Source organism: Agrobacterium tumefaciens, assembly GCA_025559845.1.
Taxonomy (GTDB): Bacteria; Pseudomonadota; Alphaproteobacteria; order Rhizobiales; family Rhizobiaceae; genus Agrobacterium.
This window is the reverse complement of sequence record CP048469.1, coordinates 3197087-3219737: the sequence shown is the minus strand read 5'-3', so window position 1 is coordinate 3219737 and position 22651 is coordinate 3197087. Positions and strand designations below refer to the sequence as shown.

Below are 22651 nucleotides of genomic sequence, written 5' to 3'. Positions count from 1 at the left end.
TGGCCATCGAAAACAGGAAATTCGAGGTTCGGGTGACACAGGCAATCGTTGTGATGGGAGTGAGCGGCTGCGGCAAGTCCACAGTCGGAGAGGCACTGGCCGAAAAACTGGGCATCGCTTTCATAGAAGGTGACAAGCTGCATCCGAAATCGAACGTCGACAAGATGTCCGCCGGCACACCTCTGACCGATGAAGATCGCTGGCCCTGGCTCGATCTCATCGGTGTGGAACTGCGAAAAGGTTACGAAGGCGCCGGTATCGTCGTCTCTTGCTCGGCGCTGAAAAAGATCTATCGCGACCGGCTTCGGGAAGCCTGCGACGGCAAGCTCGCTTTCGTCTATCTCGACGGCAGCCTCGAGTTGCTCAGCCGCCGCATGGGCGAGCGCAAGGGACATTTCATGCCGCTTTCACTGCTGCAGACCCAGCTTGCAACCCTGGAAGTTCCGACAGGCGAGACCGGGGTGGTGACAGTCAGCATCGATGCGACACCGGACGAAATCGTCGAAAACGCCTTTTCCGGCCTGAAGGACGTTCGTTTCTAAAGCCCTAGCTTGTCTCTGAGACCGTACCACCACGCCCCGAGCACGGTGAGCGGTACGCGGAATGTCTTTCCGCCAGGAAACGGATAATTCGGCAAGGAACTCCACACATCAAAACGTTCGGCGTGGCCTGCAACGGCCTCGCCGAGGATCTTGCCTAGCAAATGCGTGGTCGTGACGCCGTGACCACTGTCGCCGTGCGAGAAATAGACGCTGTCGGAAAGCTTGCCCATATGCGGGATGCGCGTCAGCGTCAGCGCGAAATTGCCGCTCCAGGCAAAATCGATTTTCGTCGTCGCCAGTTGCGGGAAGGTCTTCAGCATGTTGGGCCTGATAACACCGGTCAGGTCAGCCGGATCGCTTCCACCATAACCGATGCCGCCGCCATAGAGCAGACGATTATCGGACGTGCGGCGATAATAATCGAGAATGTAGTTGGCATCTTCGACGCAATAATTTGCCGGCAAAAGGCTTTCAATCAACTGCGGATCGAGCTGCTCGGTTGCCATGACCTGGCTTGAAACGGGCATCATACGATCCCCGATCTCCGGCAGAAGCGTGCCAAGATAGGCATTGCCGCACACAAGCACGTATTTCACCTTGACGCTGCCAGTCGCGGTGCGAACAACGGGGCTCTCACCCTCTTCGACTGAAATAACCCGCGAATTTTCGAAGATCCGTGCGCCGAGGCTTTCGGCAGCGGCAGCCTCTCCCTGCACCAGATTGAGCGGATGAATGTGACCGCCAAAGCGATCAATCATTCCGCCTGCATAACGGTCTGTCTCCACGTATCTGCCGACATCAGCCTTGGACACCATTTCCAGGCCGCCGTGTCCGTGTTTTTCCCAATGCTCCTTATGTGCTTCCATTTCGCGGACCTGCTTGGGCGTGAAGGCCGCGAAGAACCCTCCATCGACAAGATCGCAATCAATCGCATATTTCTTGACGCGCTCACGGATGATGGCCCCACCTTCAAGCGACATCGCTCCGAGCTTCACAGCCTTTTCGCGACCGTAGCGTCCGGCGATGGTTTCAAGATCACGGCTATAGCCGTTGACGATCTGACCACCGTTGCGACCCGAGGCACCGAAACCGACCCGCACGCCTTCCAGCACAACCACGGAATACCCGCGCTCACTGAGTTCCACAGCCGCAGAGATACCAGTGAAACCACCGCCAATGATGCAAACATCGGCATCCAGATGCCCTTCCAATGAAGGACGCACGGATTTCACGTTGGCTGAGGCCGCATACCAGGACGACGTATGACCGGGATTGGGAATTGGGGTGACCTCTGCCATCTCTCACACCGTCCTGATATAGGCGTCATATTCGACGTCGGTTACACGCAAGGAAAACTCGGATAGCTCCTGCTGCTTGCAGGCGGAGAAGAGCGTGCGGTACTTCTGGCCAAGCGTCGCATAAGCAAAACTCGAACGCGTAAAACGCTGCAGCGCATAATCCCAGTTTGTCGGCAGGGGCTCATGATTGATGGCATGGCTGTCACCGGAAATCGCGCCGCCCGGCTGACGTTTCTCCTTCATGCCGGCGAGCGCCGCACTGAGGATCATCGCCAGAACAAGATAAGGATTGGTGTCCGCGCCCGCGACGCGGTGCTCGATGCGTGTTGCCGCCCGACTGGCTGTAATGACGCGCACCGCAGCCGAACGGTTGTCGAAACCCCAGGACGCGTAGGTCGGGGCGTGTTCGCTGGGCGTCAGTCGACGGTAGGAGTTTGCATGGGGCGCAAAGATCGCCATGCTTTCCCCCATGTTCTCCAGAAGACCGCCAACAGAGTGCATCAGCGCGTCCGACGGTCCGTTTTCACCGCCATATATGTTGTTGCCGCTCTTATCGAGAACCGAGAAATGAACGTGCATGCCGTTTCCGGCCTGCATGCCATAGGGCTTGGCCATGAAGGTCGCATCGAGATCATGTTTGCGCGCCACCCCCTTGACGATGCGCTTCAGAAAGACTGCGAAGTCTGCCGCCTGCAACGCATCCGGCACATGGTTGAGATTGATCTCATACTGGCCAGGACCATTCTCCCGCAGCGTCGTGTCCGCAAGAACGCCCTGTGCCCGGCATGCGGTGGCAATATCGTGAAAGACATCTTCGAAATCCTGCAATTCGGAAATCGACAGCACTTGCGTCTGACCCGTATGCCAGCGGCCTTCGCGACTGTTCGGTGGACGGACAGGATCGAGTGCAGACCGGACCGGATCGATGAGGTAAAATTCCAGTTCGGTGGCAACGACCGGTGTGAGGCCGGCTTTGCGGTATCCCTCCAGGACCTGCGACAACACGTGGCGCGGATCGCCATAAAAGCCTGATCCATCCGGGTTTCTCATCGCGAGAAGAACCTGCGCCGTTGGTCGCCCAAGCCAGCTTACACGTGAAAGAGTACCGGGAACAGGAAAGCAGAAGCCGTCCGGATCGCCTGTTCCCTCCGCCAAACCTGCCGCATGCACATCGCGACCCCAGATATCCAGGGCATAAACGGAGCGGGGTATTGCCATACCTTTTTCAAGAACGTCGATGGCGCGTTCACGCGGTATCCATTTGCCGCGCGGCACACCGTTCGCATCTATGACGAACGCTTCAAGTATTTCGATATCGGGATTGTCGGCGAAAAATTTCTTTGCGTTTTCAATATCATCCATCATGCACCAGCAGGCTGTTTTCCATTTCGGTTCGCGCCATATGATGCGCTAACGAAAATCGTCCTGCTGCTGATAGATGAGAAATCTCGCCGTCATGATGACGTTCGCCCCTTTTTTACGCGACGACCACGCGCCTTTTCCCCTTTATGAAAGGCATGGTACGTGGCCGAACGCGGAAAGGCCAGAGAATTCCTGACAGAGTGCTCTCAGGGATTGAACCTGCCCGGGCGATAGGCATCGATGGGAATGACCGGTTTCTCGCCAAGAATGGTTTCAGCCAGAACCCGACCGGTGATCGGCCCAAGCGTCAATCCGTGATGGGCGTGACCAAAGGCAAACCAGAGCGTGTTGTGCCGTGGCGCCCTGCCGATGATCGGCATCATATCCGGTGTGCAGGGTCGTGAGCCCATCCATGGCTCCGCATCCAGCCGTCCGCCAAGCGGAAAGGCGGTACGGGCAATCCGTTCCGCTCTCTCGATCTGAACCGGTGATTTCGGTGCATCACGTTCAGCAAACTCGGCACCCGTGGTCAGGCGGATACCCTTTCGCATGGGCGCCAGAAAGTAACCCCTTTCGGCGTCGATCAACCAGTTGTTGAGTCTCGTTCCCGGCTGCGGCGCATAGTGCATGTGATATCCACGCTTGACGCCAAGTGAAAACCGGTACCCAAGCCGTTCCGTCACCGTATCCGCCCATGGACCGAGAGCAACAACAGCATGTTCAGCCTCAATCGCCCCGGTATCGGTGCGAACCGTCCAGCCTTTAGCGGTCTGGCTCAACGTCGATGCATCGCCGCGCACGACCGTCCCGCCCAGACTTTCAAACAGTCTGACATAGGCAAGCGTCAACGCATGCGGATCGCGAACCGACCACGGATCGTTCCACTTCAGTCCGCCAACGAAATCGCGACGGAGATCCGGTTCGGCCTCTGCCAGTTCCGCCGCGCTCAGTGTCGTGTAGGAAATCCCATAGTCGCGGGCCAAGCGCTCGGCGCCGGCGTAATCCGCATCGCGCTTTTGAGCTGTGCGGTAAGCTTCCATCCAGCCGTTCTTGACGATCAGGTCGTCAGCATTCGCTTCCTCAATCAGGATTTTGTGTTCAGACACCGAATGTTCGATAAGGGGCGCATAAGCGCGCGAGATCGCAGCATGGCGAGTGGGAGTGGAATGAAACCAGTAGCGTCCGAGGAAGGGGGCAATCTTCGGCATGGCACGCAGGTGATAATGGGCATCGATACGGTTGTTCAACGAATACTTCAGAAGAAGTCCGACGTCCTGCGGAAAACCATAGGGTTCAACCCCTTCGCGCTGAATGAGGCCCGCATTGCCGAACGATGTTTCTTCACCCGGCCCTCTCCGGTCGAGCAACACAACCGATTTGCCTCTACGCGACAGTTGCAAAGCCACCGAAACCCCAATGATTCCGGCTCCCAGAACAACCACATCCACTGCCATTCCAACCACCCATTCACACCGCACAGCCCATTGGGCACATCTGCAAGATGGGTCGGCAACTTTAGCAAAGCAATGGGAAAATTATCGCATTGAACGTCTATGATCGTTTGGACGCACGCAACGAGCGTCCAAACGTTTCAGTTCCGTAGCCCTATGTCGCTATTGGCCGATCGCCCGGGTTTCCATCGCCTCGATGTTGAACGCCGCCGCCAGCAAAGCCTTGGTATAGTCTTCCTGCGGCGAGGCGAAAATGTCGGCGGCGGGACCGCTCTCCACCACCTTGCCATGCCGCATGACGATCAGATCGTTGGCAAGCGCCTTCACGACTTTAAGGTCATGGCTGATGAAGAGATAAGCGAGATCGTGACGGGCCTGCAGGTCGCGAAGAAGATCGACCACCTGAGCCTGCACACTCATGTCGAGCGCCGAGGTCGGTTCATCCAGCATCACAAAGCGCGGCTTCAGGACCATGGCACGGGCAATGGCGATACGCTGGCGCTGGCCACCGGAAAATTCATGCGGGTAGCGCCAACGCGTGGCGGGATCGAGCCCCACTTCCTCCAGCGCCTTTGCGACAAGCGTGTCCCGCTCATCGGCTGAAAGCGATCGCTCATGAACCTTCAGCCCTTCCTCGATGATCTCACCGACCGACATGCGAGGGCTGAGCGAACCGTAGGGGTCCTGAAACACGACCTGAAGCCGGTTTCTCAGCGGCTTCATCATCTTGTAGGAATAGCTGTCGATCGACTGCCCGATGAAGCTGATGCGCCCTTCCGAGGCGATCAGCCGCGATAGGGCGAGGCCAAGCGTCGTCTTGCCCGAACCGGACTCACCGACAACGCCGACGGTCTGCCCCGCACGAAGCGTAATGTCTATCCCGTCAACAGCCTTCACGTGATCCACCACGCGGCGCATCAAACCCGCCTTGATCGGGAACCAGACCTTGATATCGTCGCCCTGCATAACGACGGGTTTTCTGTCGTCAGCCGGCGGCGGCTCGCCTTTCGGCTCTGCAGCCAGAAGGTGGCGCGTATAGTCGTGCTGCGGACGGGTGAAGACCTGCTCGACCATGCCTGTTTCCACGATCTTGCCCTTGGTCATCACGCAGACCCGATCCGCGAATTTCCGGACAATACCCAGATCGTGGGTGATGAACAGCATGGACATGCCGTGCTGCGTCTTGAGATCACTCAACAGCTCAAGGATCTGTGCCTGAACCGTGACATCGAGCGCCGTCGTCGGCTCATCAGCGATCAACAGCTTCGGTCTGTTGGCAAGCGCCATGGCAATCATGACGCGCTGGCGCTGGCCGCCTGAAAGCTCGTGCGGATAGGCTTTAAGACGTTTTTCCGGTTCGCGAATACCGACCTGGAGCAGAAGCTCCAGAGTGCGCTTCCTGGCTTCAGCGCCGGTAATCGCCTGGTGCAGTTCGAGAATTTCGCCGATCTGCTGCTCGATGGTGTGAAGCGGATTGAGCGATGTCATCGGCTCCTGAAAGATCATCGTGATGTCGTTGCCGCGAACGCGGCGCAACATCTTTTCCGGCAGGCTCAACATGTCCTTGCCATCGAAGAGGATCTTGCCAGACGGGTGGCTTGCGGCCGGATAAGGCAACAGTTTCAGGACGGAGTTTGCCGTCACCGATTTTCCGGAGCCGGATTCACCGACGAGCGCAACGACCTCGCCCGGCATGATGTCGAAGGATACATGGTCGACGGCGAGGCTCGTTGCACCACCCTGGTGAAAGGCGACCGACAGATCCTGAACCGAAAGAAGGGGTTGTTTCATGGTTTCCGTCATGGCGATCACCGGAACGTCTTGCGCGGATCGAAGGCGTCGCGCACGGCCTCGCCAACGAAGATCAGCAGCGACAGCATGATCGACATGGTGAAGAAAGCGGTCAGACCGAGCCAGGGCGCCTGAAGGTTATTCTTGCCCTGCGCGATCATCTCACCCAGAGACGGCGAGCCGGGCGGCATGCCGAAACCAAGGAAATCGAGCGAGGTCAGCGTTGTGATCGAACCGGACAGAATGAAGGGCAGGAAGGTCAGCGTCGCGACCATGGCGTTGGGCAGCAGGTGCCGGAACATGATTGTCCAGTTGCCGACACCGAGCGCACGGGCGGCACGAACATATTCGAAATTGCGGGCGCGCAGAAACTCGGCACGCACAATGCCGACGAACCCAACCCATGAGAATAGCAGCATGATGCCAAGGAGAACGAAGAAACCGGGTGGCAAAATCGCCGCGATTATCAGCAGGATGTAGAGAACCGGCATGGACGACCAGATTTCGATGAAGCGCTGCATCAACAGGTCGGTCCAGCCGCCGAAATAGCCCTGCACAGCGCCTGCCGTCACGCCGACGATCGCCGAGGCAATGGTCAAAGCCAGACCGAACAGCACCGAAATACGGAAACCGTAGATCATCCGCGCCGTGACGTCGCGAGCCTGGTTGTCAGTGCCGAGCCAGTTGAGATTTCCGACCGTGCAGTTGGGGTCGGCGTCCCCTTGCGGATAAGCCGAGCAACGCTGCTGTCTGTCCATCAACCAGAAGGGCGGCGTCGGAGCCGAATGCGGAATATTCGAATTGACCGTCTGGTAGGAATAACGGATCGGCGGCCAGATCATCCAGCCATTGGCGTTGATTTCATCCTGAATAAAGGACGACTTGTAGTCGGTCTGCGCCAGGAAGCCGCCGAATTTTTCCTCTGGATAATCAACGAGCACAGGCATCAGAAGCTCGCCCTTGTAGGAGGCGAGGACCGGCTTGTCGTTTGCGATAAATTCCGCAGACAAACTGAGGAAAAACAGAATGAGGAACAGCCAGAATGACCAGTAGCCACGGCGGTTGGCCTTGAAATTCTGCCAACGTCGTTTGCTGGTCGGCGAAAACCACGGGCGCTTCGGTGGCACGACAACATCTGCCGTGGTAGGGGCTGCGATTGTCATCACACGTCCCTCCGCTCAAAGTCGATGCGCGGATCGATCCAGGTATAGATGAGGTCGGAGATGAGACCGACCACAAGTCCCATCAGGGAAAAAATGTAGAGCGTGCCGAAAACAATCGGATAGTCGCGGTTGACGACCGAAAGGTAGCCGAGACGACCAAGACCATCCAGCGAGAAGATGTTCTCGATGAGCAGCGAACCCGTAAAAAACGCGGAAATAAACGCGCCTGGAAAACCGGCGATGACGATCAGCATGGCGTTGCGGAACACGTGACCGTAAAGCACCTTGCGCTCAGAGAGCCCCTTGGCGCGGGCTGTCACCACATATTGCTTCTTGATCTCGTCGATGAAGGAGTTCTTCGTCAAAAGCGTCGTCGTTGCGAAAGCCGAAAGCGACAGCGCGATCAACGGCAAGGTCAGATGCCAGAAGTAGTCGATGATCTTCTGCCACCAGTTCAATTGGTCAAAGTTATCCGACACCAGGCCACGTAGCGGGAACCAGTCGAAGAATGATCCGCCGGCAAAAAGAACGATCAGGAGAATACCAAACAGGAAGCTCGGCACGGCATAACCGATGATGATGACACCGGAGGTCCAGACGTCAAAAGTCGATCCATCAGAAACGGCCTTCTTGATGCCGAGCGGGATCGAAATCATGTAGGAGATGATCAGAATCCAGAAGCCGAGCGACATGGAGACTGGCAGCTTGTCGATGATGAGATCGATCACCGAAGAGTTGCGGAAGAAGCTGTCGCCAAAATCGAAGCGGATGTAGTTCCACATCATGTCGAAGAAACGGGTGAGCGGCGGTTTGTCGAAACCGAACTGCTTTTCCAGTTTGGCGATCAAGTCCGGATCAAGGCCCTGTGCACCACGATATTTCGAACCGCTTTCGTCGAAACCGCCTGACTGGCCGATAAGATCGCCGCCGCCGGAAAGACGATCGGACGCACTGTCGCCCTGTCCCGTCAATTGCGCGACAACCTGTTCGACCGGGCCGCCCGGCGCGAATTGGATGACAAGAAACGAAATGCCCATAATGCCGATCATGGTCGGGATCATGAGAGCCAGACGTCTGAGAATATATGCTCCCATCAGTCCCTGCCTCGGGCCAATGCGCCAGCGGTTTTCGCTTCTGTCAAACCGGGTCCTTTCCTGAAGGCGCTCATCGCGCCCTGAACGATTCGTATCAGTCTATGTGAATCAAGCCTTCGAAGCGAAAGCAAGGCTTCTGGCGCTGCAGAGGAAAAACGAAGGCCGGTTCACAGTTCCAGCCTCGTGTTTTCGCTTCGGTCATCGCGAAGGTGGCTCACACCTTTCGCAGCCGATTCATTATCATTTTCCAGCTTCGGCCGACCACCAGACGGTCGGCATGCCCAGTGAATATTCGGGCAGGTTTTCAGGATGCGCCAATCGTCCCCAATACGCGATGCGCGAGGATTTGGAGCTGTAACTCGGCACAACGATGTGATGCGCCAACAGAACACGATCCAATGCGTGGACGGCGGCGACCAGATCGTCACGGTCCTTGGAAAAGATGACTTTCTTGATGAGGGCATCGATGCCCGGATCGCTGATGCCGCTGTAATTTTGCGAACCTTCGCGTTTGGCAGCGTCCGAACCCCAATATTCCGCCTGCTCATTGCCGGGGTTCATCGATTCTCCCCAGGCATTGTACATCACGTCAAAATCACGCGAGCGCCACCGATTGGTGAACTGCGACTGCTCGACGCTTCGAACCGTCGCATCGATGCCGATCTTCTTGAGATTTTGCGAAAACGACAGCGCCACCGGCTCGATCGTCGGCCCTCCCAGCATGATTTCGAAGCTCAAGGGCTGGCCGGTCTTGGTGTTGACCATCCTGTTGCCCTTCAGCTCGTAACCCGCCTCCTTCAGCATGGCGACGGCTTTTCGAAGGTTGTCGCGCAGTTTTGCCGGATCGCCATTGACCGGATTGCTATAGGGCTCCGTGAAAACACGCGGCGGAACGAGGTCTTTGACCTCATTCAGTATTTCCAGTTCACGCCCTTGCGGCAGGCCGGAGGATGCAAGCTCCGTGCGGAAGAAGTAGCTGTCGACACGGTCATAAGAGCCATAAAAGATCGTGCGCTTCAGCTCCTCGAAATCGAAGGCATAGTTGAGCGCCTCGCGAACACGCGGGTCGGCAAACTTGTCGCGGCGGGTGTTGAAAATAAAGCCGACCATAACGCCGACCTTTCGCATCTCGTTTTCAAGCTCTTCGCGCTTGATGCGACCGTCGTTGACCGCAGGAAAGTTATAGGCCGTTGCCCATCGCCGGGCTGAGTTCTCCCACCAGTAATCGGTATTGCCGGAGCGAAAGGCCTCGAACATCACGTCGCGGTCGGCAAAATAGCTGTAGACGATCGAGCCGAAATTGTTCTGGCCGACGTTCACGTTGACGTCCTTGCCCCAATAATCGTCGCGACGCTCGTAACGGATCGTGGAGCCGGGTGTCACTGCGGCCACGCGATACGGTCCAGACCCCATCGGCACTTCAAGTGTCGTCTTGGTGATGTCGCGAGGTTTTCCGTCCGTGCCATTGGCCGCCCACCAATGTTTGGGAACGATCAGAAGCTGACCGACGATCTGCGGCAGTTCGCGGTTGTTCGGCTCATCAAACTTGAAGGTGACCTCGCGCTCCGCCGTTTTCTCGGCGCTGACGACGTGGCGATAATAAAATTCCATTTGCGGATTGGATTTTTTCGCCTGTTCGAAACTGAAAACGACATCCTCAGGGGTCACGGGCTTGCCGTCGGACCATGTCGCTTCGGCGCGCAGGCGAAATGTCACCGAACTGAAATCGTCAGGATATTTCAAAGACTCGGCGAGCAGGCCGTACATGGAGGAAATTTCGTCCAATGCCGACGTCATCAACGTCTCGTAGACAAGGCCCAACCCCTCGCCCACCTCACCGCGCGCCAGAAGCGGATTGAGCGTATCGAAGCTGCCTTCTGCCGAAAGCTGCAGCGTTCCACCCTTTGGAGCATTTGGATTGACGTAATCGAAGTGCGAAAAATCACCGGGATGTTTCAGGTCACCAACGGTCGAAATCCCCTTTCGCCAGCCCTGCTCGTCCTGTGCGGAGGCGAAAGCCGGCATTAACAATGCAGATGCGGTCAGCGCGATAACAAAGCGGGATTTCAGTTGTGCCAATACCATACGGGAAAGCCCTGTTTTTCGTGTCTATTGTGCAGAGCATAAAACAAACAATGTCAAAAAACAGGTGCCGTGGCTCACAAGCTCTTTATCGAAGCAATATCTCAGGTTGCCGGCAAACATGGTTTCAACAAAATCCCGATCCAGTTTAATCTTGGGACAAGAGAATCATTCGGGCGGAGCAGGCGGCGACCATATGACGGCGGGATCATTGCGGGTTTTTAGAGGGGCTTTGTTGGCCATTTCGGTGCTTTCCAGCCTTCAGGTGGCAACGGCATCCGCAGAGGACCGTACTGCCAAAGAAGTTTTTGGCCACCTCGCCCTTCCGTCTGCCACCGTTTCGCAACCCATCGGGTCTTATGCAAAAGGCTGCCAGTCCGGCGCGATCGCAATGCCAACGGACGGCCCTGGCTGGCAGGCCATGCGGCTTTCCCGCAATCGCCGCTGGGGGCAGCCGCAACTGATCTCCTTCCTCGAGCAGTTTTCGCAGGACGCACAAAAGATCGGCTGGCCGGGCCTCCTGCTTGGCGACATCTCCCAGCCACGTGGCGGGCCTATGCTTTCCGGACACGCATCCCATCAGATTGGCCTCGATGTCGATGTGTGGTGGAGGCCAATGCCCGACCATCGCATGAGCGCGCAGGAGCGCGAAACAGTGCCGTTCATTTCCATGCTCGACAAAAGCAAATTCCTGACGGTCGATGACCGGAAATGGTCGCCGCTCAATGCTCGTCTGGTGATGATGGCAGCCAGCTATCCGCAAGTTGAGCGGGTGTTCGTCAACCCGGCCATCAAGCAGAAACTTTGTCAGACATGGACCGGCGATCGCACGTTCCTCGGCAAAATCCGCCCGATCTACGGCCACGACGAACATTTCCATATCCGGCTTGAATGCCCGCCAGGCGCCGCAAACTGCAAACCGCAGGCGCCCGTCGGCAAGGGAGATGGCTGCGACAAGTCGCTCGCATGGTGGTTCACCAAGGAGCCCTGGGCACCGCCGAAAAAGGACCCCAATGCCAAGCCGGTAAAACCGCGCCAGGTTATGGTGTCAGATCTGCCGGCCGCATGTGCAGCCGTTGCTTCAGCGCCCGCCCGCAACGCAGACGCCATGTCTGCCCAGGCCTATGCACCAGCACAGGCCTCCAGTCAGCCAAGTGTGGAATCTGTCATTCAGGCGGCGCCGCCCGTTTCACCTCCTGCGGATATTCCTCTTCCGCTCCAGCGTCCGACATTGAACTGAAACAGAAATGCGGCATTGAAAAGCGCCGCTTTTCAAATGGCGGCAAGCTGCTATAGAAGGCTTCAAATCGATTTAATTATTCATTGGAGAGATGCTGCCCATGGCTGAAGAACGCTGTATCGCGCTCATCGCCCACGACGAGAAGAAGGATGATATGGCGGATTTCGCCCGCCGGCATCAGAAAGCGCTCTCCAAGTTCAGGATCGTAGCAACGGGCACGACAGGCGGCCGGGTTCAGGAAGCGTGTCCGGATCTGAACGTTATCCGTCTGAAAAGCGGACCGCTCGGCGGTGATCAGCAGATCGGCGCGATGATCGCGACGGGAGAGGTGGATATGCTGATCTTTTTCACCGATCCATTGACCCCTATGCCGCACGATGTGGATGTGAAAGCACTGACCCGCCTCGCTACGGTCTACGACATTCCCATGGCGCTTAATCGTGCCACAGCGGAAAAGCTGATCGACTTCAACCTCGCCGACTGATGCTCGCACCAAAAGTGGAACAGGTAATGCCCAAGACGTCCGATACCGAATATCTTTCTTTTCCTATCCTTATTGGCGACATCGGCGGCACCAATGCCCGCTTTTCGATCCTGATCGATTCCTTTGCCGAACCCGTGCATTTCACGACGGTCAAAACAGCCGAGTTTCCGACCATCGACGACGCCATACAGCAGGCGGTTCTCGACAAGACGTCCATCCAGCCGGTTTCGACCATTCTCGCTATCGCGGGCCCGATCGAAGGCGATGAAATTCCGCTGACCAATTGCCACTGGGTCGTCAAACCCAAGGATATGCTGGCCAATCTCGGCCTGAAGGATGTGATCGTCATCAACGATTTCGAAGCGCAGGCGCTGGCGATTGCCGCTCTCGATGACGACAACCGCGAGCCGATCGGCCCTCAGGGCAAGGACGCACTGGCGTCCCGCGTCGTGCTGGGACCTGGTACCGGTCTTGGCGTCGCAGGCCTCGTTTACGCGCGGCACATGTGGTTTCCTGTTCCGGGCGAAGGCGGTCATATCGACATCGGCCCGAGAACGGAGCGCGATTACGCCGTTTTTCCGCATATCGAAACCATCGAAGGACGCGTCGCGGGAGAGCAGATCCTGTGTGGACGAGGACTGGTCAACCTGTACCGCGCCGTTTGCGCTGCTGACGGCATCGAACCGATATTTTCCGACCCTGCCGATATCACCTCCGAGGGTCTTGCGAATAGCAATGCCCAGGCGCAGGAAACACTGTCATTGTTCAGCACCTATCTCGGACGTGTCGCAGGTGACATCGCGCTGATATTCATGGCGAAGGGCGGAGTTTATCTGGCCGGCGGCATCTCACAAAAGATCATTCCAGCGCTCAAGAGCCCGGAATTCAGAGCCGCATTCGAAGACAAGGCGCCGCACAAGGCCCTGATGCGCAGCATTCCGACCTATGTCGTGACGCATCCGCAGGCAGCCCTTTCCGGACTTGCAAACTACGCCAGAACACCATCGGATTTCGGCCTCTCGCTTGATGGGCGCCGCTGGAAAGCCTGATAGCTTGCGAAGCGGGCGGATGATCTTTAACTTCCGCCGCCAAACAAGGAAGATATGGGCAGGCTGCGGTCTGTCGAAAGCAGGATGAGTGAGAGCATGAGTGGCAACGATATGAAACTGGTGGTGGTTGGCGCAGCCGGCCGCATGGGACAGGCCCTTATCCGCCTCATTCATGAGACGCCAGGTGTACAGCTACATGCTGCGGTCAGCCGTGAGGGATCTGCCTTTGTCGGTCGCGATGCCGGCGAAGTCGCTGGCCTCGGGCCGATCGGTGTAGCAATCACCAGCGATCCACTCGAAGCATTTCTGCATGCGGAAGGCGTAATTGACTTCACCTCCCCGGCAACCAGCGTGACCTATGCAGGCCTCGCCGCGCAAGCACGCATCGTCCACGTTATCGGCACCACTGGCTGCTCCCTGGACGACGAGGAGAAGTTCAAGGCGGCATCGCGCCATGCGCGGATCGTCAAATCCGGCAACATGAGCCTTGGCGTCAATCTGCTCAGCGTTCTGACGGCACAGGCGGCACGCGCACTGGACGCGCGGAACTGGGATATCGAAATCCTGGAAATGCATCACAAGCACAAGGTCGATGCTCCTTCCGGCACCGCTTTGCTGCTGGGCGAAGCGGCAGCGTCAGGGCGCAAGATCAATCTGGCAACATCATCCGTACGTGTACGTGACGGACATACGGGCGCACGTGAGGCCGGAACCATCGGTTTTGCGACGTTGCGCGGTGGCTCGGTGATCGGTGAACATTCGGTGATCTTCGCCGGCGAAGGTGAACGCGTCGAGCTCTCCCACTACGCAGGCGACAGAGGCATTTTTGCGCGCGGTGCGATTGCCGCTGCTGTCTGGGGTCGCGACAAGAAGCCGGGGCTTTACTCGATGCTGGACGTCCTTGGTTTGGCATTACCGGAATAGGCAAAACCTGTTTCAGTTGTCGATGGTGAACTCAACGCTGTCAGCCGAAAAACGGCTGCTAGCGTATTGCACTGGCGTACCATCCATATCCGTGTTCAACGCTTGCGTTACAAGAACGATCGCGCCCGGCGACAACTCGAGATCAGACAAGTCACCGGTGTCGGCGTGGGTTGCGGATATAACCGTTGTTGCCCGGATGTAGTCAGACAATCCAAGTTTCGCAAAGGCACTGGTGATCGAACCACTGGCGCGATAAGCCTCTTCAATTCCTGAAAACCGGCTGGCCGGAAACCACGTTGTTGATCTCGAAACCGGCCGATGATCCGCCTTTCTCAAAATTTCCATACGGATGAGAAAGTCTCCGACACTCAGCTTCAGGCGGGATGCAAGGTCCTCGTTTGCCTGCTCTGTCGAGTGTGACAAAAGCAGCGCCTCCATGTCCTTGACCTGATCGCTGATTCCGGCGGTAAAGCGCGTGCGTTTTGAAATCGGAAAGCTCAGCCGGCCTTTGCGGATAATCATCGTTCCGCGTCCTTGCAGCGGTTCGACGATGCCTTCACTGGCAAGAGCCGCGATAGCGCTGCGGACGGTGTGGCGATTGACACCGAATTTCTCTGAGAGCGACATTTCAGGTGGCAACATGCCTGTCGCGTCATGAGTACCAGCTGAAATCTCCTGCCGTATCCTGTCAGCGATCTGACGCCATAGCGCCACGCCATTCTTTCTTTTCATCGCCCCCACAGACCCCTGTCACACGCTTGTCATTCTTCGACGGTAACTGTACCTTACATTGTATAGTTGTCTATATCAATAGACATTTGAGGTCAATGATGAACCAGCAGGATACAAACCCTCCTCATGCAAAACGCAAGCGCGTGGCAGCACTGCTTTCCCGCGCCACACTGCAAGAACTCCAGAGCGCGTGGACCAGACAGCAGACAGACCCGCAAGCCCAGAGCGTACGCGGTCCCGAAACCGGGCTCGTTATGGTCAAGGGCCGCATCGGCGGTGGCGGGGCGCCATTCAACCTTGGTGAGACCACCGTGACACGCGCCACGGTGAAACTTGCATCAGGCTCCATCGGCCACGCCCATCTTTTGGGAACGAGCCGCAAGAGAGCCTGGTATGCGGCAATCTTCGACGCTCTTTGGCAGGAAGCCCCAAACCGCCGCTTCGTGGAGGATGAGATTCTGACGCCCGTTGAAAAAAGACTGACGGACGAAAAAGACAAGCAGATCAAGGAAACGACTGCCACACGGGTCGACTTCTTTACCATGGTTCGAGGAGAAGACTGATGGCTATAAAGGCCGAGGCACTCACGGGCGGCTTCACCAATGTCGTTCTCGATTCGCAAAAAATCTTCAAAAAATTGATGGACGGCATGTCGCGACCGGGCACGGTTCAGACGATCGATCCTCTGGCCAACCCACCGGCACCGCTTGCGCCTTCAACGGGTGCCGTGCTGCTGGCCCTTTGCGATCACGACACTCCCATCTGGCTCAGCAACGCGATCCGAAAGACCGTCGTGCCAAGCTGGATTGGTTTCCATACCGGCGCGCCGACGACGGAAGAAAAACAGGACGCGCGTTTTGCAATCGTGGAAGCTGGCAGCAGCCTGCCTGCTCTAGGAGCTTTTGCTCAGGGAAGTCAGGAATATCCTGACCGCTCAACGACCATCATCATCGAATTGCGGGATATCGATAACGGCCCAGAACTGGCGCTGTCCGGCCCAGGCATCCGTGACAAAAACCTGATCCGTCCCTCCGGCCTGCCAGAGATGTTCATCACGCTTTGGGCCGAGAACAACGGCATTTTCCCGCGTGGTGTCGATATCATCCTGACGTCAGCCGATCACTTCATCTGCCTGCCTCGCACAACGCGCATCGAACCCGTGGAGATGTAAGATGTATGTTGCCGTCAAAGGCGGGGAAGCCGCCATTGCAAATGCCCACAGACTGCTCGCCGACAAACGGCGCGGTGACCGCAACCTGCCTGCCATGACAGTCGATCAGATTGTCTCGCAGCTTGCGCTCGCCGTCGACCGCGTCATGGCTGAGGCCTCGCTTTACGATCCCGAACTCGCCGGCCTTGCCGTCAAGCAGGCACGTGGCGACATGATCGAAGCGATTTTCCTGTTACGCGCCTATCGCACGACGTTACCGCGTTTCGGCTATTCCGTTCCGATCGACACTGCCGATATGGCGGTTCAACGGCGGGTTTCGGCAACTTACAAGGATCTGCCCGGCGGCCAATTGCTGGGACCGACATTCGACTATACCCATCGCCTGCTCGATCCATCCCTGCTGGAAGACGAGACGGTGGAACCCGCCAATGTGCGAGAAGGCAACGCGGAGCATGTGATGCGCGTTTCCGATATTCTTGCAGGCGAGGGATTGATCGAAACCGATGGCGATATGCCCGAAGACCATATCCCGGGCGACCTGACACGCGAGCCGATGGAATTTCCAATGCCGCGTGACCTGAGACTACAATCCCTGGCACGGGGCGATGAAGGCTTTCTGCTCGCTCTCGCCTATTCGACCCAGCGCGGTTACGGGCGCAACCATCCCTTTGTCGGAGAAATCCGCATTGGCTCCGTCGAAATTGAGCTTGAAGTTCCAGAGCTCGGATTTGCCGTTTCCATCGGCGACATTCAGGTGACTGAATGCCAGATGGTCAACCAGTTCAAAGGCTCGGCCAAGGCACCACCCCAGTTCACACGCGGTTACGGCCTGGTTTTCGGGCAAAGCGAACGCAAGGCAATGGCGATGTCACTTGTGGACCGCGCCCTGAGAGCAAGCGAATTCGGGGAGGACGTTGTCGCGCCCGCGCAAGACGAAGAGTTCGTGATTTCCCATGCCGACAACGTCCAAGCGACGGGCTTCGTGGAACACCTGAAACTGCCACACTACGTGGATTTCCAGGCTGAACTTGTTCTCGTCAGGAAAATGCGCGCCGATTTCGACGCAATGAACGCCTCAGAGGCAGAATGGATGAGCGATGCAGCCGAATAAATCAGCGGCTGCGTTCTTCGCCGAACCAATAGGCGCAAAAGACACTCGATGCTGCGAATACAGCAAAGAAGACTGCGGCAAGAATTCCCATCTCCATGAGCTTTGTACTCCTTTTTTCGCAAGGTTAACGCGCAATGCTTAAAGAAGTTTCATTCGAAGACGACTTGGCGACCTACAACTTCGCTTATCTGGACGAACAGACGAAGCGCATGATCCGCCGGGCGATCCTCAAAGCCATCGCCATTCCCGGTTATCAGGTGCCTTTCGCATCACGGGAAATGCCCATGCCCTACGGCTGGGGAACAGGAGGCGTTCAGGTCACCGCCTCGATCATCGGCCCTGACGATGTTCTGAAGGTCATCGACCAGGGGGCGGACGACACCACGAATGCCGTATCGATCCGAGCCTTCTTCCAGAAGGTCGCAAATGTCGCGGTCACCACCCGCACCGGTGATGCAAGCATTATCCAGACGCGCCACCGTATCCCCGAGGAGACACTGCGCGAGGGGCAGGTTCTGGTGTATCAGGTGCCGATCCCCGAGCCCCTGCGCTTTCTTGAGCCACGCGAGACCGAAACGCGGGTCATGCATGCTTTGGAGGAATATGGCCTGATGCATGTCAGGCTCTACGAGGATATTGCCCATAACGGCCGTATCTCCAAGACTTACGCCTATCCGGTAAAAGTGGCGGGTCGCTACGTCATGGACCCTTCGCCGACCCCGAAGTTCGACAACCCGAAAATGCACATGTCGGAAGCGCTGCAGTTGTTTGGAGCCGGACGTGAAAAGCGCATTTACGCCGTTCCGCCCTACACAGAGGTCGTCAGTCTCGACTTCGAGGATCACCCCTTCGAGATCCAGAGCTTTGACGAGCCCTGCGCGCTTTGCGGCGCCGAAAATGTTTATCTGGACGAGGTGGTTCTCGACGACAAGGGCGGGCGAATGTTCGTCTGCTCCGACACCGACCATTGCGAAGACCGGCGCTGCCACGGCCACAAGGGCCTGATGCTGGCAGACGTGAAAGAGGCAGCCGAATGAGTGACGCACCCCTTCTCAAAGTTCAGGACGTTTCGAAATATTACGGCGACCGTGCCGGTTGCCGCAACGTCTCCTTTGAACTGTACGCCGGCGAAGTTCTCGCGATTGTCGGCGAATCCGGGTCCGGAAAGACCACCCTGCTCAACTGCATCTCAACACGGCTGATGCCGACAGCCGGCAGTGTCGAATACCGTCTGCGCGATGGCTCGGTACGTGATCTCTACCGGATGAGTGAGGCTGAGCGTCGCCTGCTGATGCGCACCGACTGGGGCTTTGTGCACCAGAACCCGGCTGACGGGTTGCGCATGACGGTCTCGGCCGGCGCCAATGTCGGCGAACGGCTGATGGCTGTCGGCAACCGGCACTACGGCAACATCCGCAATTCCGCCAGCGACTGGCTGGAGCGGGTTGAGATCGGTACCGACCGTATCGACGACCAGCCGCGAGCCTTTTCCGGTGGCATGCGGCAACGTCTGCAGATCGCCCGCAATCTCGTCACGTCCCCTCGCCTTGTTTTCATGGACGAACCAACGGGTGGTCTCGATGTGTCCGTTCAGGCCCGCCTGCTTGACCTCGTCCGTAATCTCGTCACCGATCTGGGCCTCGCGGTCGTCGTCGTGACACACGACCTCGCCGTAGCAAGGCTTCTTTCCCACCGGATGATGGTGATGAAGGGCGGCAACGTCATCGAACATGGCCTGACCGACCGGGTTCTGGACGATCCGCGCGAGCCCTATACCCAGCTTCTCGTTTCCTCGATCCTTCAGGTCTAAGCGCCGCGCAAAAGCGAAAGATATCAACATGCCAACGCCTCTCGTCGTTTCCGAAGTCTTCAAGAGCTTCACCATGCATCTGCGCGACGGCCTTGAACTGCCGGTGGTGCGTGACGTCAATTTCTCCGTGTGCAGTGGAGAGTGCGTCGTTCTGGGTGGTCCGTCCGGCATCGGCAAAAGCTCGATCCTCAAGATGCTCTACGGCAACTACGCCATCGACGGCGGTCAGATCCTGATCCGCCACGAAGGTCAGGTGGTCGACCTTGGCAGTGCCGCACCACGAACAATCCTCGACATCCGTCATCGGACCATCGGTTACGTCAGCCAGTTCCTTCGTACCGTGCCGCGTGTTTCGGCCGTCGATGTCGTGGCCGAACCGCTTCTTGCCCGCAAGGTCGACGCTACGGAAGCACGCGAGCGGGCCGGTGAACTCCTGGCCAAGCTCAATCTGCCGCGCGAATTGTGGACGCTGCCACCGGCAACCTTCTCCGGTGGCGAACAACAGCGCGTCAATATCGCCCGTGGCTTCATCACCGATCACGCAATTTTGTTGTTGGACGAACCAACGGCTTCTCTTGATGGCGCCAACCGCCAGGTCGTCGTGAACATGATCCTCGACAAGAAAAGCAAGGGCACCGCCCTGCTCGGCATTTTTCACGATGAGGAAGTGCGTGAGGCCGTCGCCGACCGCATTATCGACGTCTCACAATTCTCCCCTCGAAAGGCTGCAGCATGAGTGTCAAGGTTGGCCTCGAACCCGCTATCCACGAAACAGCCCGCGTTACCAATTCGACCATTGGCCGCTACACCGAAATTTCGGAACGGTGCCGGCTCGAAGAGGTGGAGATGGGTGACTATTCCTACATCATGCAGGACGGTTCGGTGTGGTGCGCGACAATCGGCAAGTTCGTCAACATCGCGGCGTCAGTGCGCATCAACGCCACCAATCACCCGGTAGAACGGGCAACATTGCACCATTTTACCTATCGCGCCGCCAATTACTGGGATGACGCGGAAAACGAGCACGACTTCTTCGATGCCAGGCGCGCACGACGGGTGTGGATCGGACACGATGTATGGATCGGCCACGGCGTCACAATCCTGCCAGGCGTCACGGTTGGAAACGGTGCGGTCATCGGTGCCGGTGCTGTGGTATCGAAAGATGTTGCCCCCTATACGATCGTTGGCGGCGTGCCGGCAAAGCTGATCCGCGAACGTTTCACGGCCGAACTCGGCGCCCGCATGGACCGTCTGGCGTGGTGGGACTGGGACCATGCTACCCTCCGGTCGGCACTCGATGATTTCCGCGCAATGGGTGCCGAAGCATTCGTTTCGAAGTATAGCGGCCAGGTATCTCGGCCTTCCGTGTAATATTTTCTTCATTAAACTGACATTCGGACTTCACGGAGTGCTGTTAGGTCGATCCCCGTCAAAAAAAGATTGGACGGGGAAATGAGCTTTCACCTGAAGCAAGTCACGCGCCGTTTCGGCAACCACACTGCCGTCGATGCCGTGAATATCGATATCCCGCAGGGCCAGATGGTCGGCGTGATCGGACGTTCGGGCGCTGGCAAATCAACCCTTCTGCGCATGATCAATCGGCTTGTCGATCCTTCCGCAGGCTCGATCCATTTCAACGATCTGGAAGTGTCTGCGCTGAAAGGTGCTGCCCTGCGCAACTGGCAGCGCGATTGCGCCATGATCTTCCAGCAGTTCAATCTGGTACCGCGTCTCGACGTTCTCACCAATGTGATGCTCGGTCGTCTCAACCATCGTTCGACGGCACTCAGCCTCTTGAACATCTTCACGCACGACGAGCGCCTGATGGCGATCGCGGCCCTCGAGCGCCTCGGGATCGAGCATGTCGCCATGCAGGCCGCCGGCACCCTCTCCGGTGGTCAGCAGCAGCGTGTGGCAATCGCCCGCGCCCTTATGCAGTCGCCGAAGATGGTTCTCGCCGACGAGCCGATCGCGTCTCTTGATCCCTTGAATGCCAAGATCGTGATGGACGCGCTGCGCGACATCAACGAACGCGAAGGCATTACCGTCATCACCAACCTGCACACATTGGATACGGCGCGCAATTACTGCGAACGCATCATCGGCATGTCGGGTGGACGCGTCGTTTTCGACGGCACACCGTCAGAGCTGACAGCCACTGCAGTCAAGGCGATCTACGGCACGGACTCGCAAGGTGCCGGCATCGATGAGAGCATGACGTCGACAAGCATCAACATTCCCGGCGCGCAGCTTCCAGCCCGCGCGTCGCAACAATCTGCCGGTCCTGAACCGCTGGCTATGGCCGGGATTTAAGACTGCTGAGGATCGTTTGCGCCCGCGTAAAGGGGCCACTTTCACAATAAACAAACCCCGGTTCGCCGGACATGAGGAGAAAACCATGTTGAAGAAAGCCCTTCTTTCGGCGGTCGCAGTTTGCGTTCTGGCCGGCTCCGCAATGGCTCAGGACGTCAAGGTTCTGCGCATCGGTCTCGACGGTTCCGAAAACGAAGCCGACCAGATCCGCAACACGAAGTGCGTTGCCGATGGCCTGAAGGCAGCAACCGGCGTTTCCGAAGTACAGATCTTCCCGTCGCCGGACTACAACGGCGTTATCCAGGGTCTGCTTGGCGGCACGATCGACATTGCTTCCATGGGCGCGTCGTCCTATGCCAAGATCGCTCTGACCGACCCCAACGCCGTTGACCCGATCCTGACCACGGCTGGCTCTGACGGTGCCACCGGCTATTACACGATCATGGTTGCCCGCAAGGACAGCGGTATCAAGACGCTTGCCGATGCCAAGGGTAAGAAGCTCGGCTTCGCCGATCCTGACTCGACCTCGGGCTACCTCGTTCCTAACGTCGCGCTGCCGAAGGAAATCGGCGGATCGATCAAGGAATACTTCTCCGAAACCGGTTTCGGTGGCGGCCACGAGAACCTCGTTCTCGCCGTTCTCGACAAGAAGTTCGATGTCGGCACCACCTTCGGTTCGGGCGTTGGCAAGTGGGAAGAGGGCTATTCTGCCGGCAACCTTCACCAGATGGTCGCCAAGGGCAACCTTGACATCGACGATATCGTTGAAGTCTGGAAGTCGCCGCTGATCCCGAACGGCCCGCTAATGGTTACCAACAAGCTGGGCGATGCCATGAAGCAGAAGGTTGAAGACTTCTTCATGGAACTTCCGAAGAAGGATCTCGCCTGCTTCCAGGGCTTCAGCCAGGGTCAGAACACCGGCTACGTAAAGGTCGATCCGTCCTTCTACCAGACGATCATCGACGCTCGTAAGTCCGTTATCGGCGGCTGATTATCACGACACCATTTCGGAAGCGGCGGTGCCCAAAAGCACT

22 protein-coding genes are annotated in these 22651 nt (G+C 57.6%); 14 read left to right on the top strand and 8 right to left on the bottom strand.

Annotation, left to right across the window (positions count from 1 at the left end):
* Positions 1-53: 53 nt before the first annotated feature.
* Positions 54-542, top strand: a complete 489-nt coding sequence (locus tag FY156_15910) for a gluconokinase (GenBank protein ID UXS03176.1) — start codon at positions 54-56, stop codon at positions 540-542.
* On the opposite strand, the gene FY156_15905 is transcribed toward FY156_15910, so the two are convergent.
* The 7 genes from FY156_15905 to FY156_15875 form a co-directional block, all read right to left on the bottom strand.
* The gene (locus FY156_15905; protein ID UXS02849.1) at positions 539-1840 is read right to left on the bottom strand and encodes an FAD-binding oxidoreductase; all 1302 of its coding nucleotides are present in this window, start codon (positions 1838-1840) and stop codon (positions 539-541) included. The genes FY156_15910 and FY156_15905 overlap by 4 nt on opposite strands.
* Before the next feature lie 3 nt (positions 1841-1843).
* On the bottom strand, positions 1844-3205 hold the full coding sequence (locus FY156_15900; GenBank protein UXS02848.1) for a glutamine synthetase: 1362 nt from the start codon (positions 3203-3205) through the stop codon (positions 1844-1846).
* A gap of 203 nt (positions 3206-3408) precedes the next feature.
* Complete coding sequence (locus FY156_15895; GenBank protein ID UXS02847.1) at positions 3409-4656, bottom strand: FAD-binding oxidoreductase; 1248 nt, start codon at positions 4654-4656, stop codon at positions 3409-3411.
* A gap of 159 nt (positions 4657-4815) precedes the next feature.
* Positions 4816-6465, bottom strand: a complete 1650-nt coding sequence (locus tag FY156_15890; protein UXS02846.1) for an ABC transporter ATP-binding protein — start codon at positions 6463-6465, stop codon at positions 4816-4818.
* Positions 6462-7607, bottom strand: a complete 1146-nt coding sequence (locus FY156_15885) for an ABC transporter permease (protein UXS02845.1) — start codon at positions 7605-7607, stop codon at positions 6462-6464. The genes FY156_15890 and FY156_15885 overlap by 4 nt, the downstream gene beginning before the upstream one ends.
* The gene (locus tag FY156_15880; GenBank protein ID UXS02844.1) at positions 7607-8701 is read right to left on the bottom strand and encodes a microcin C ABC transporter permease YejB; all 1095 of its coding nucleotides are present in this window, start codon (positions 8699-8701) and stop codon (positions 7607-7609) included. Before FY156_15880 ends, FY156_15885 begins: the two co-directional genes overlap by 1 nt.
* Before the next feature lie 240 nt (positions 8702-8941).
* On the bottom strand, positions 8942-10786 hold the full coding sequence (locus FY156_15875) for an ABC transporter substrate-binding protein (GenBank protein UXS02843.1): 1845 nt from the start codon (positions 10784-10786) through the stop codon (positions 8942-8944).
* Between the two features lie 193 nt (positions 10787-10979).
* Here FY156_15875 and mepA point away from each other — a divergent pair, with 193 nt between their 5' ends.
* From mepA to FY156_15855, 4 genes are all read left to right on the top strand, one after another.
* The gene (mepA, locus tag FY156_15870; GenBank protein ID UXS02842.1) at positions 10980-12023 is read left to right on the top strand and encodes a penicillin-insensitive murein endopeptidase; all 1044 of its coding nucleotides are present in this window, start codon (positions 10980-10982) and stop codon (positions 12021-12023) included.
* A 100-nt stretch (positions 12024-12123) separates the two neighbouring features.
* On the top strand, positions 12124-12507 hold the full coding sequence (locus FY156_15865) for a methylglyoxal synthase (GenBank protein UXS02841.1): 384 nt from the start codon (positions 12124-12126) through the stop codon (positions 12505-12507).
* A gap of 26 nt (positions 12508-12533) precedes the next feature.
* Positions 12534-13556: a glucokinase gene (locus FY156_15860; protein ID UXS02840.1), complete on the top strand. Its 1023-nt coding sequence runs from the start codon at positions 12534-12536 to the stop codon at positions 13554-13556.
* 96 nt (positions 13557-13652) lie between these two features.
* Positions 13653-14480, top strand: a complete 828-nt coding sequence (locus tag FY156_15855; GenBank protein UXS02839.1) for a 4-hydroxy-tetrahydrodipicolinate reductase — start codon at positions 13653-13655, stop codon at positions 14478-14480.
* Positions 14481-14492: 12 nt separating this feature from the next.
* On the opposite strand, the gene phnF is transcribed toward FY156_15855, so the two are convergent.
* Complete coding sequence (phnF, locus tag FY156_15850) at positions 14493-15212, bottom strand: phosphonate metabolism transcriptional regulator PhnF (GenBank protein UXS02838.1); 720 nt, start codon at positions 15210-15212, stop codon at positions 14493-14495.
* A 98-nt stretch (positions 15213-15310) separates the two neighbouring features.
* Between phnF and phnG the strand changes: the two genes are divergently transcribed.
* From phnG to phnD, 9 genes are all read left to right on the top strand, one after another.
* Positions 15311-15775 carry a phosphonate C-P lyase system protein PhnG gene (gene phnG, locus FY156_15845; GenBank protein UXS02837.1) on the top strand — a complete coding sequence of 155 codons (465 nt, stop codon included), beginning with the start codon at positions 15311-15313 and terminating at the stop codon, positions 15773-15775.
* Positions 15775-16383 (top strand): phosphonate C-P lyase system protein PhnH, encoded by a 609-nt coding sequence (gene phnH, locus FY156_15840; GenBank protein ID UXS02836.1) that lies wholly within the window; start codon positions 15775-15777, stop codon positions 16381-16383. The genes phnG and phnH overlap by 1 nt, the downstream gene beginning before the upstream one ends.
* A 1-nt stretch (position 16384) precedes the next feature.
* Positions 16385-17494, top strand: coding sequence for a carbon-phosphorus lyase complex subunit PhnI (locus FY156_15835; protein UXS02835.1), 1110 nt, complete (start codon positions 16385-16387; stop codon positions 17492-17494).
* A 134-nt stretch (positions 17495-17628) separates the two neighbouring features.
* Positions 17629-18531, top strand: coding sequence for an alpha-D-ribose 1-methylphosphonate 5-phosphate C-P-lyase PhnJ (locus FY156_15830; GenBank protein UXS02834.1), 903 nt, complete (start codon positions 17629-17631; stop codon positions 18529-18531).
* On the top strand, positions 18528-19304 hold the full coding sequence (gene phnK, locus FY156_15825) for a phosphonate C-P lyase system protein PhnK (GenBank protein ID UXS02833.1): 777 nt from the start codon (positions 18528-18530) through the stop codon (positions 19302-19304). The genes FY156_15830 and phnK overlap by 4 nt, the downstream gene beginning before the upstream one ends.
* Positions 19305-19332: 28 nt before the next feature.
* Entirely contained in the window at positions 19333-20040 is a 708-nt protein-coding gene (gene phnL / locus FY156_15820; protein ID UXS02832.1) for a phosphonate C-P lyase system protein PhnL, read from the top strand.
* Positions 20037-20675 carry an acetyltransferase gene (locus FY156_15815; protein UXS02831.1) on the top strand — a complete coding sequence of 213 codons (639 nt, stop codon included), beginning with the start codon at positions 20037-20039 and terminating at the stop codon, positions 20673-20675. The genes phnL and FY156_15815 overlap by 4 nt, the downstream gene beginning before the upstream one ends.
* An 81-nt stretch (positions 20676-20756) precedes the next feature.
* Positions 20757-21617 carry a phosphonate ABC transporter ATP-binding protein gene (gene phnC, locus FY156_15810; GenBank protein ID UXS02830.1) on the top strand — a complete coding sequence of 287 codons (861 nt, stop codon included), beginning with the start codon at positions 20757-20759 and terminating at the stop codon, positions 21615-21617.
* Positions 21618-21702: 85 nt separating this feature from the next.
* Positions 21703-22608, top strand: a complete 906-nt coding sequence (phnD, locus tag FY156_15805) for a phosphonate ABC transporter substrate-binding protein (GenBank protein ID UXS02829.1) — start codon at positions 21703-21705, stop codon at positions 22606-22608.
* Positions 22609-22651: the final 43 nt, after the last annotated feature.